The organism is Luteibacter sp. P4_D7_3, from assembly GCF_056401735.1.
Window position 1 is genome coordinate 1 of the sequence record NZ_JBFUIT010000136.1, and the last position, 9,735, is coordinate 9,735.

Here is a 9,735-nt window from a genome sequence, read left to right on the forward strand (position 1 = left end):
CCGTCATGCCGGGATCGAGCGAGCGTACCGCCTTGCCCTTCATGCTGGAGCTCGGAAACATCCGCGTGGCGACGCGGACCGTGCCGGACTGACGCGAGTTCGCCGCCGACGCGTTGCCAGGCATCCCGCCCATTTCGTTGACCAGCTTCGTGTAGGCGTCGAGGTAGGCCATGCTGATGACCTGTCCGATCGTGGTGTTGGCATATCCGCCGATGCCCGCGCCGCCCAGGCCCTGACTGCCAAAGAACGCACCACTCGCACCGAGACCGATATCGTTCTTCTCACCGTGGCCTTCGGTCATCGCGACCTGCTCGGACGAACGGACGTCGGTCACGGTGAGTACGACATCGGAGGTCTTCGAGCTGATATTGATGGCACCGACGAGGCGGCCGGCGCCGCCGCCGATCAGACCGCCTGCCAGGGCGCTTAGCGCGCTACCTCCTGCGTTGGCATTGGTCGAGACGAGGTCGGGAACCATGACATAGTCCGCTGCCTTGACCTGGCCTTTGCCGATGTTGGCTCCGCCGCGCAGCTCACCGCCCGCGGCGAGCGCGCGCTCGCGCATGGCAGCGTTCATGCCCATGCCTCGATCCAGCAGTGTGAAGCAGCCGGACTTATTGACGAACACCTTAATCAGCTTGGTCGGCGACGGCAACTGCTGCTGCGTCCACCAATGGATGTCGCCTTCCGGCTCGATGACCGAAATCGTCCCGAGCTTGCGCGCACACTTCGGGATCGCGGCGACCTTCGCCTCATGCGCCTTCTGCGTTCGGGTAACGAGAGGATTCGCGGCGGTACATGCTGTCAACGAAAAGATAGCGCCAAGCGCAAGCGACGCCTGCGCGGCGTGCCTGAAGGAAATTTCCATGGTCGATCCTGTCCTGATACGTCCGGCCCTGAACGACCCTCGCCCAGCCCGGACGTACGCGGGAGAAGGCGATCGAATGAGCCAACGATGCTATGGACAGCCGTAAGACAGGTCTGTCGGGCCTTGCCAGGACGAATTGCTCGCTCGCCCGACAGGGACACGCGGTATCGCCCTGACACGTTGTAAGGCGAGCTCTCGCTCAGCGTCCGCCTTTCACGAGCGCCGCCTGAATGGCGCGTTGGGCAAGCGGCGCCATCACGGCGTAGCCCTGTGCATTCGGATGCAGTCCATCGTCGGTGAGTTCTGTCTTCAGCGCGGCGCTCGCATCGACCATGGCAGGGTAATAGTCGACAAGTACCAGGTGCTCGCGCTCCGCGTATCGACGAATCCAGTCATTGAGCGCACGAATCCGGGGTGGCGGGCGCCGCCTCGACTGCATCGGGTCCACGTAGTCGCTCACCGGCAGGAGGGTGGCCATGACAACGCGAATGTCGTGGACACGCGCAAGCTCAGCCATCGACGAAAGGTTATCCTCGATCATCGCCATGGACGATGGCCCGGTATTGCCCGAGATGTCGTTCGTGCCTGCGAGGATAACGACCACAGCCGGCTTCAGTGCGATGACATCCGCGCGAAAGCGCACGAGCATCTGCGCCGTCGTCTGCCCGCTAATACCGCGATTGATGTAGTTCTTGCCGGGAAAGAAATCACCGACCGGCCTCCCCCAGAAATCGGTGATCGAATCGCCGAAGAAGACGACGCGCTTTTCGCCTGCCTTCGGTGGCGGATACGTGGCGTTATCCGTCGCGAAGCGCGCGAGCGAAGGCCAGTCATTCAGACGCTGCTCGATGTCGGCGCGCTGGTCGGGCGTCGGGTTGTCAGGTAGCACGATCCGGGGCTGCTGCGGCGCCGCGATCGCTGACCCCGCGAAGCACATCGCTGCAAGGAACATAGTCATACGCATTGCTGCCACCTCGCAAGCGGCTGTTCTTAAGAAAAGCGATTTGTCAGGCCGTGCGACGACGGCGCGAAGAAACGATCTGAGCCAGTCCCGTAACGACACCGGCGGCCGTAAAGATCCAGCCCAAGGACCACGAGGGATACGAGTAGACCATGGACGCCCCCGTCACCACGAAGAGGACCGCCATGGCGGGCTGGATGAGTCGTTGGGCACGATAGATGCCCTGGTTCCGCAAGGTAACCAGCTGTAGCTGGGCGATTTCCTCGGCCACTGGCCGGCAGACCGCCGAGCACGCAAGGCCATTCGTCACCGGAATCGCGCAGGATGCACACGTACCCTTGAAGCAGCACCTGCAGACGCCAACCGCCTCGGCGTCGTGATGTACAAAACAGCGCATGGCTCCATCCCCTGAAGATAAAATCACCCCGCGCCGATAGTGGGCGAAACGACCCGACGCGTGCAACCCTCCAGAGTGGACGCCCCCAGCCATGACACGAGTTCTGTTTATCTGCGCGAAGAACAGGCTACGCAGCCCCACGGCTGAGCACATCTTCGCGACGTACGCTGGCGTGGAAACGGACTCCGCCGGCGTGAACCAGGACGCCGAGGTGCCAGTCTCGGCGGAACAGTTGCGCTGGGCCGACGTCATCGTCGTCATGGAAAGCCGCCACCAGGCGAAACTGCGTAATGGCTTCGGTCAGGCACTGAAGGGAAAACGCGTCGTTTGCCTGGATATCCCCGACGACTACGACTATATGGCTCCAGAACTGGTCACTCTGCTTCAGAAGCGCGCAGGCCGTTTCCTACCGAAACCGTGACGGCTATCAAAATCATGGTCACGAAGCCTCAGGACATCTCGAGCCAAGCATCGTCGACCGGGTCCTCCAGCAGCACACGTCGGTCGACTTCATAGCGGTGTGTGACGCGCCACGGGGCATCCCTGCCCTGCCTGGGCAACGTACCCTCTCCCCGAGTTACGTAACCCGATGTAAGCGCGTCAAGGATGCACACATCCAGCGCCTGTCCTGGCGGCGCCCGCGGCACGACGACATCGACGGCACGTTCGTCCATGCGCTGAATCAGCCGGCAGACATATTGCGCGGCGAGGTCCACCTTCAACGTCCACGACGCATTGATGTAACCGAACAACACGGCGGCATTGGGAATGCCATCAAGCAGCACTCCTTTGTATGTCATCAGCGTGCCCGGATCGCGGGCAATACCGTCCACATCGAGCATCATGCCGCCGAGCACCTGTAAGTGAAATCCCGTCGCAGAGATGACGATGTCGGCTTCGATGCTCGCTCCCGACGATAAGCGCACACCGGTCTCGGTGAACCCGGCGATCGAATCGGTCCATACGGAGGCCTTTCCGGCGCGCAACGCGTCGAACAGATCGTTGTCGGGAACGACACAGAGCCGCTGCGTCCACGGGTCGTACGCCGGCGAGAAATCGTCAAGCGTGGCCGCGCCGTCGAGGCGTCGACGCACACCGGCCAGCAGTAGCGCGCGCACCCGCTTCGGCCAGCGCATCGCCGCGCGATAAAGCAGCCGTTGAAGGGCGATGTTGCGCCGGCGCGCCATCGCGTAGACCACGCGTTCCGGCAGTACGCGCAACAACGCGGCCGAGATGGCATCACGGGAAGGCACGGAGAACACGTAGCCCGGCGAGCGCTGGAGCATAGTGACATGCGCCGCTTTTGCCGCAAGCGCGGGTACGAGGGTGATGGCCGTCGCGCCGCTGCCGATGACGAGCACGCGCTTGCCTTCCCAGTCGAGATCCTCCGGCCACTGCTGCGGGTGGACGAAACGTCCCTGGTAGCGGTCGAGATCGGGAAAGGCCGGGATGTAGCCACGGTCGTACGCGTAATAGCCTGTGCATCCGATAAGGAAGCCGGTGGTGAACACCTGCTTCTCGCCAAGCTCGTCGACGGCGGTCACGGTCCAACGAGAGTCGACCGAAGACCATGACGCATGAGTCGTGCTCAGACCGAACCGGATCTTGCCTTCGATGCCGTATTCGCGCGCGGTCGCCACGACGTAGTCGCGGATCGACGGGCCATCGGCCAGCACCTTCAGTTCGTTCCACGGCCGGAAGGCGTAGCCGAAGGTGAACATGTCCGAATCCGAACGAACGCCCGGGTAGCGGAACAGGTCCCACGTGCCGCCGATGGCGTGGCGTCGCTCGATGATGCCGACGCGCTTTTCTGGGCAAGCCGTAGCCAGCCGGCAGGCCATCCCGATACCGGAAAGCCCCGCACCAATGATCAGGACATCGTAGTGGTCGGTGTTCAATGCGCACCCCCGCTTCGGCAGGGAAAGCGTACGCCTAACCGAGCAAACTCGCCGCTTTTTGTAGGAGCCGATTCATCGGCGATCCCGCGGCAGCGGGCCAGGGTGCCGCAAGCACCCGTTCGCCGATGAATCGGCTCCTACAGAGATCGGAGCCGAGGCGACGCTTAGTCGAAGGTACCTACGTAGGAATCGGGTGCCCAGTTCTCGAACTTGGTGTAGTGGCCGAGGAAGGCCAGCTTCACGGTGTCGGTGGGGCCGTTTCGCTGTTTGCCGATGATGATCTCGGCCAGGCCCTTATCCGGCGACTCCTTGTTGTAGTAGTCGTCGCGGTAGATGAACATGATGACGTCGGCGTCCTGCTCGATTGCGCCGGATTCGCGAAGATCGGACATCATCGGACGCTTGTCCGCGCGCTGCTCGAGGGATCGGTTCAACTGCGACAGCGCGATCACCGGCACGTTGAGTTCCTTCGCCAGCGCCTTGAGGCCGCGGGAAATCTCAGAGATTTCCGTCGCGCGATTCTCGCTGTTGCCCGGCACCTGCATCAGCTGCAGGTAGTCGATCACGATCAGGCCCAGGCCATGCTCGCGCTGCAGGCGGCGCGAACGCGAACGCATTTCCACCGGCGACATGGCGGGCGTGTCGTCGATGAAGATCTTGGCATCCGACAGCATGGTGATCGCCGAGGTGACGCGCGGCCAGTCCTCCTCGGCGAGGTCACCGTTACGCAGATGCTGCGCATGCACGCGACCGAGCGACGAGATCAGACGGAAAGCCAGCTGTGAGGCCGACATTTCCATCGAGAACACCGCCACGGCCTTCTTGCCGCGCATCGCCGCGGCTTCGGCGAGATTCAGCGCGAAAGCGGTCTTACCCATCGACGGGCGTGCCGCGACGATGATGAGATCCGACGGCTGCAATCCCGAGGTCAGTTCGTCCAGATCGGTAAAGCCGGTGGAGATACCGGTGAGCTGGCCGCGCTTTTCGTAGCGCTCGGTCAGCATGCGGAACGCCTCGCCCACGGCTTCGCGTACGGAGACGATGTCCTTCTTGCCGCGCGCGCCGGATTCCGCGATGCGGAACACGCGCTGCTCGGCCAGCTCCATCACTTCCTGGACGCTCTTGCCCTCGGGACGAAAACCGTCCTCGGTGATGGACGTGCCGGCATCGATCAGCATGCGCAGCACGGACTTCTCGCGCACGATGTCGCCATAGGCGCCAATGTTCGCCGCGCTGGGTGTCGAGTTGGCCAGCTCCATGAGGTAGGTCGCGCCACCGACCATCTCGGAGAGGTCGTTGGCGACAAACCATTCGCCCAGCGTGATCGCGTCACAGGGCATGCCCTTGTTGGCGAGCTCGTTGATGGCGCGCCAGATGAGGCGGTGGTCCTTACGATAGAAATCGTCGTCGGTGAGCTTGTCGGCCACCTTGTCCAGCGAATCGGGCGAGAGCATGAGGCCGCCCAGCACCGCCTGCTCGGCCTCGATCGAATTCGGAGGAATACGCAGCGAGTCGAACGGCGTGGGCTCACGACGACGCTTGCGGTCTCCGCGCTCACCGCGCTCGGGATTGAAGGACATGGAATACCTCGTGTTGCTGACGGCGCCCCTGGCCGGGACAGCCTGGCCGTGTGGCCATGATACGCGGGGATGTCTCACCCGGTGAGAGGATAAGTCTGTGGATAACCTGTGGGCGAAACGAAAACGGGCGCCTTTCGGCGCCCGCTTCCGAGGATCTCAGGGGGTTTCGGAGCTTACGCGCCGACCACCTTGACCTTGACCGTCTGCTGGATGTCGGCGTGGAGCACGACAACTGCATCGTACTCACCAACATTGCGGTACGGGCCTTCGGCCTGGATCACTTCGCTCTTGTCGACTTCCAGACCCTTCGCGGTCAGGGCTTCGGCAACGTCGCGCGGCGTGACCGAGCCGAACAGCTTGCCTTCCGGCGAAGCGTTGACTTCGATCGTGACCTCGGCGCCGTCGAGCTTGGCGGCACGAGCCTCGGCACCGGAGAGATGCTCCTTGGCCTTGGCTTCGTACTCGGCACGACGTGCTTCGAACGCTTCGAGGTTGGCGGCGGTCGCGCGAGCGGCCTTGCCAGTCGGAAGGAGGAAGTTACGACCGTAACCCGGCTTGACGCTGACCTTGTCGCCGAGGTCACCGAGGTTCTTCACCTTCTGGAGGAGGATGAGTTCCATGGTATTTCCTTACTTTTCGTTAGCACGGAATGGGCCCCGTGCAGCCAGGACGGTTGTCCGAAATGCCTGAAACCGGGCGCCCTCACCGATAACGGGAGGGCGCAGGGTGATCAGACGTCGTGGTTGTCGGTGTACGGCAGCAGTGAGAGGAAGCGAGCGCGCTTGATCGCGGTCGCCAGCTGACGCTGGTAGCGTGCCTTCGTGCCCGTGATGCGGCTCGGGACGATCTTGCCGTTCTCCGTGACGTACTGACGAAGGGTGTTGAGATCCTTGTAATCGATCTCTTTGACGCCTTCGGCGGTGAAACGGCAGAACTTGCGGCGGCGGAAGAATTTAGACATGGCTGTGATCCCCGATTAGTCGTCGCTGTCGCGATCGTTGTCGTTATCGCGACCGCCGCGGCGATCGTCGCTGCCGTCGTCGTCGTCACGGCGACGCGAACCCTTCTGCTCGTCCTTTTCCTTGCTCTTAAGGATGAAGGACGGCTCGAGGTCGGCCTCGTCGCGGCGAACCACGAGGTGGCGCAGGACGGCGTCGTTGAAGCGGAAGCCCGTCTCGAGCTCGTTCAGGGCGTTCTGCGAAACCTCGATGTTCAGCATCACGTAGTGAGCTTTGGCGAGGTTGGCGATCGGGTAAGCCAGCTGACGGCGGCCCCAGTCTTCGAGGCGGTGGATCTTGCCGTTGTCGCCTTCGATCAGCGCTTTGTAGCGCTCGATCATGGCAGGCACCTGTTCGCTCTGGTCCGGGTGGACCATGAACACAACTTCATAATGACGCATGGTGACTCCTTGTGGATGCACCCCTTGCGGGGATGGCAGCCTCCCGCAACGTGCGGTGAGGCAAGAAGACCCTCCTTTGGGGAGAGCCAGCCGCGCATTGTAAGGAGAAACCGGGGGTTGCCGCAAGGGTGCAGGGCTTGGAGGGCGGCTCTTTGTGGGAGCCGGCTATGCCGGCGATGGCGCCCGGCTATACCGCTTCGTAGGCTTTTCGCCGATGAATCGGCTCCCACATGTCCCTATTCAGGCGACGGTGAAGGATTCGCCGCAGCCGCACTCACCCGTGGCGTTTGGGTTGTGGAAGACGAAGGAAGCGTTGAGGCCCTGGCGCTGGAAGTCGATCAGGGTGCCCTCGACCAGGGGCAGGCTCTTGGGGTCGACCACCACGCGGATACCGTCGATATCCATGACCTGGTCGTCGGCGGCGATGGCGCCGGCCAGATCGACCACGTAGCCGAAGCCCGAGCAGCCCATCCGCTTGACGGAAAAGCGTACGCCCGCGGCCTCGGGGGCCTTGTCGAGGAAGGCGCGCATGCGGTCGGAAGCGGCGGGAGTGATCTGAATGCTCATGAAGACGTTTTTTTACCGTGGTATATCGGGAGAACGCTGCCGTTCACGTGGCCCTTACATTATCATGCAGGGTCGCGTCCCATGCGCCCTCATTAATGTGCGGTGCCTTTTCTGGAGTTTCAATCGATGACGGTGGTAAGCGTCAAGCAGGCCCTCGCTGGCGGCACGACCGCAGCGGAGCACGAAGTCACTGTACGCGGCTGGGTCCGCACCCTGCGTGAATCCAAGGGCGGCCTGTCCTTCGTGAACGTGAGCGACGGCTCCTGCTTCGCCCCGATCCAGGTGGTCGCCACCGCCGACCTGGCCAACTACGAGACGGACGTGAAACGCCTCTCGGCCGGCGCCGGCATCATCGCCACGGGCAAGCTCGTCCCTTCCCAGGGCAAGGGCCAGGCCTACGAAATCCAGGCCACCCGCATCGAAGTGACCGGCTTCGTCGAGAATCCGCTCACCTATCCCATCCAGCCCAAGCAGCACTCCATGGAGTTCCTGCGCGAGGTCGCCCACCTGCGCCCGCGCACCAACCTCTTCGGTGCCGTGACCCGTGTACGCCACACCATGATGATGGCGATCCACCGCCTGCTCACCGAGCAGGGCTTTTTCTGGATCAATACGCCGATCATCACCACCTCGGACGCCGAAGGCGCCGGTGACATGTTCCGCCTGTCCACCCTGGACCTGGCCAATCTGCCGCGCGACGACAAGGGCGGCATCGACTGGCGCAAGGATTTCTTCGGCCGCGAAGCGTTCCTGACGGTCTCCGGCCAGCTCAACGTCGAGGCCTACGCCCTGTCGATGAGCAAGGTCTACACCTTCGGCCCCACCTTCCGCGCCGAGAACTCGAACACCACCCGCCACCTGGCCGAGTTCTGGATGGTGGAGCCCGAGGTCGCGTTCGCCGACCTCAACGACATGGCCGACCTGGCCGAGCTGTTCCTCAAGGGCATCTTCAAGGCGGTGCTCGACGAGCGCGCCGACGATATGGCCTTCTTCGCCGAGCGCATCCAGCCGGACGCGATCTCGCGCCTGGAAGCGTTCATCGCCAAGCCGTTCGAGCGCATCCAGTACACCGAGGCCGTCGAGATCCTGCAGAAGTCGGGCAAGAAGTTCGAACACCCGGTCGCCTGGGGCATCGACCTGCAGACGGAACATGAGCGCTACCTCGCCGAGGAACATATCGGCCGCCCCGTGGTCGTCATGAACTACCCCGAAGAGATCAAGGCGTTCTACATGCGCCTCAACGACGACGGCAAGACCGTGGCAGCCATGGACGTCCTCGCGCCCGGCATCGGCGAGATCATCGGCGGTGCGCAGCGTGAAGAGCGCCTGGACTACCTCGACCGCCGCATGGACCAGTTCGGCCTCGATAAGGAGGTCTACAACTGGTATCGCGACCTGCGCCGCTACGGCACGGTACCGCATGCCGGCTTCGGCCTTGGCTTCGAGCGCCTGCTCGTCTACGTCTGCGGCCTCGCAAATATTCGCGACGCTATCCCCTATCCCCGCGCGGCAGGGAGTGCCGAGTTCTAAGAACCACAACCCTTATGCCCCCTTCCCTGCTCCGTTCCCTGCTCCTCGCCGCCGCGATGCTCACGCTCGCGGCCTGCCATACGATGAAAGCCATCGTGCCGCCGAACTTCCGTCCGCCGGAAAACCCGTCGAACGCGGTCGATGTCGCACGCAAGGCACTCGACAACGCCACGCCCTGTTGCGGCAGCTTTGCCGACCTGTCCTATCAGGACATGCTGCCCTGGCAGCCGCAGCGCTTCTCGCTGGACAAAGACAGCCCGGTCGCCAACCTCAACGGCGACCGCAGCTACTTCCTGGCGTTCCGCCTGCCGGCGGGCGCGCAGATGCCTTATACCGTCGCGATGAAGGCCGAACTCAACGGCCGCTGGCTGAGCTCGAGCTACCTGTTCGCGCCCACGGTCGTGGTGCTCGACGATGCCTTCCAGCCCCTTCATGCCGAAGACATCCAGCTCTGCGAATACATGGGCTGGACCAACGAGACGACGGGCGCCTTCGGCAAGTTCAAGGTCGAGGACGACAAGGCGCGGTACATCGT

Annotated in this window: 11 protein-coding genes and 1 pseudogene; 3 read left to right on the forward strand and 9 right to left on the reverse strand. The window is 63.2% G+C overall.

All coding sequences use genetic code 11. The features are described from left to right. The 3 genes from AC1DSN_RS12860 to AC1DSN_RS12870 form a co-directional block, all read right to left on the reverse strand. Window positions 1-868, reverse strand: an 868-nt coding sequence (locus AC1DSN_RS12860) for a CsgG/HfaB family protein (protein WP_477331012.1), incomplete at its 3' end; no start/stop codon positions are given. A 199-nt stretch (window positions 869-1,067) separates the two neighbouring features. Beyond that, window positions 1,068-1,826 carry an SGNH/GDSL hydrolase family protein gene (locus tag AC1DSN_RS12865; RefSeq protein WP_477297470.1) on the reverse strand — a complete coding sequence of 253 codons (759 nt, stop codon included), beginning with the start codon at window positions 1,824-1,826 and terminating at the stop codon, window positions 1,068-1,070. Between the two features lie 49 nt (window positions 1,827-1,875). Next, window positions 1,876-2,226, reverse strand: a complete 351-nt coding sequence (locus AC1DSN_RS12870) for a hypothetical protein (protein ID WP_477297471.1) — start codon at window positions 2,224-2,226, stop codon at window positions 1,876-1,878. A 91-nt stretch (window positions 2,227-2,317) separates the two neighbouring features. Here AC1DSN_RS12870 and AC1DSN_RS12875 point away from each other — a divergent pair, with 91 nt between their 5' ends. Next, window positions 2,318-2,647, forward strand: a complete 330-nt coding sequence (locus AC1DSN_RS12875; protein WP_477297473.1) for a low molecular weight protein tyrosine phosphatase family protein — start codon at window positions 2,318-2,320, stop codon at window positions 2,645-2,647. Between the two features lie 28 nt (window positions 2,648-2,675). Here AC1DSN_RS12875 and AC1DSN_RS12880 read toward each other — a convergent pair whose 3' ends face one another. From AC1DSN_RS12880 to AC1DSN_RS12905, 6 genes are all read right to left on the reverse strand, one after another. Beyond that, complete coding sequence (locus AC1DSN_RS12880) at window positions 2,676-4,124, reverse strand: flavin-containing monooxygenase (protein ID WP_477331014.1); 1,449 nt, start codon at window positions 4,122-4,124, stop codon at window positions 2,676-2,678. A gap of 164 nt (window positions 4,125-4,288) precedes the next feature. Continuing rightward, window positions 4,289-5,704 (reverse strand): replicative DNA helicase, encoded by a 1,416-nt coding sequence (locus AC1DSN_RS12885; RefSeq protein ID WP_213948422.1) that lies wholly within the window; start codon window positions 5,702-5,704, stop codon window positions 4,289-4,291. A gap of 173 nt (window positions 5,705-5,877) precedes the next feature. Continuing rightward, complete coding sequence (gene rplI, locus AC1DSN_RS12890) at window positions 5,878-6,324, reverse strand: 50S ribosomal protein L9 (protein WP_213948423.1); 447 nt, start codon at window positions 6,322-6,324, stop codon at window positions 5,878-5,880. A 110-nt stretch (window positions 6,325-6,434) separates the two neighbouring features. Further along, window positions 6,435-6,665: a 30S ribosomal protein S18 gene (gene rpsR / locus AC1DSN_RS12895; RefSeq protein ID WP_029214018.1), complete on the reverse strand. Its 231-nt coding sequence runs from the start codon at window positions 6,663-6,665 to the stop codon at window positions 6,435-6,437. Between the two features lie 15 nt (window positions 6,666-6,680). Then, window positions 6,681-7,103 carry a 30S ribosomal protein S6 gene (rpsF, locus tag AC1DSN_RS12900; protein WP_107915513.1) on the reverse strand — a complete coding sequence of 141 codons (423 nt, stop codon included), beginning with the start codon at window positions 7,101-7,103 and terminating at the stop codon, window positions 6,681-6,683. Window positions 7,104-7,343: 240 nt separating this feature from the next. Beyond that, window positions 7,344-7,670, reverse strand: coding sequence for a HesB/IscA family protein (locus AC1DSN_RS12905; protein WP_063571735.1), 327 nt, complete (start codon window positions 7,668-7,670; stop codon window positions 7,344-7,346). Between the two features lie 126 nt (window positions 7,671-7,796). Here AC1DSN_RS12905 and asnS point away from each other — a divergent pair, with 126 nt between their 5' ends. Then, window positions 7,797-9,200, forward strand: coding sequence for an asparagine--tRNA ligase (gene asnS, locus AC1DSN_RS12910; RefSeq protein ID WP_213948424.1), 1,404 nt, complete (start codon window positions 7,797-7,799; stop codon window positions 9,198-9,200). Between the two features lie 14 nt (window positions 9,201-9,214). After that, a pseudogene (locus tag AC1DSN_RS12915) lies at window positions 9,215-9,735 on the forward strand (hypothetical protein); the annotation flags it as partial.

What these genes read in the sequence shown, in the direction of transcription:
- asnS (WP_213948424.1), top strand. Translation starts at nt 7,797, where the DNA reads ATGACGGTGGTAAGCGTCAAGCAGGCCCTCGCTGGCGGCACGACCGCA.
- rplI (WP_213948423.1), bottom strand. Translation starts at nt 6,324, where the DNA reads ATGGAACTCATCCTCCTCCAGAAGGTGAAGAACCTCGGTGACCTCGGC.
- rpsF (WP_107915513.1), bottom strand. Translation starts at nt 7,103, where the DNA reads ATGCGTCATTATGAAGTTGTGTTCATGGTCCACCCGGACCAGAGCGAA.
- AC1DSN_RS12885 (WP_213948422.1), bottom strand. Translation starts at nt 5,704, where the DNA reads ATGTCCTTCAATCCCGAGCGCGGTGAGCGCGGAGACCGCAAGCGTCGT.
- AC1DSN_RS12875 (WP_477297473.1), top strand. Translation starts at nt 2,318, where the DNA reads ATGACACGAGTTCTGTTTATCTGCGCGAAGAACAGGCTACGCAGCCCC.
- AC1DSN_RS12865 (WP_477297470.1), bottom strand. Translation starts at nt 1,826, where the DNA reads ATGACTATGTTCCTTGCAGCGATGTGCTTCGCGGGGTCAGCGATCGCG.
- AC1DSN_RS12905 (WP_063571735.1), bottom strand. Translation starts at nt 7,670, where the DNA reads ATGAGCATTCAGATCACTCCCGCCGCTTCCGACCGCATGCGCGCCTTC.
- rpsR (WP_029214018.1), bottom strand. Translation starts at nt 6,665, where the DNA reads ATGTCTAAATTCTTCCGCCGCCGCAAGTTCTGCCGTTTCACCGCCGAA.
- AC1DSN_RS12870 (WP_477297471.1), bottom strand. Translation starts at nt 2,226, where the DNA reads ATGCGCTGTTTTGTACATCACGACGCCGAGGCGGTTGGCGTCTGCAGG.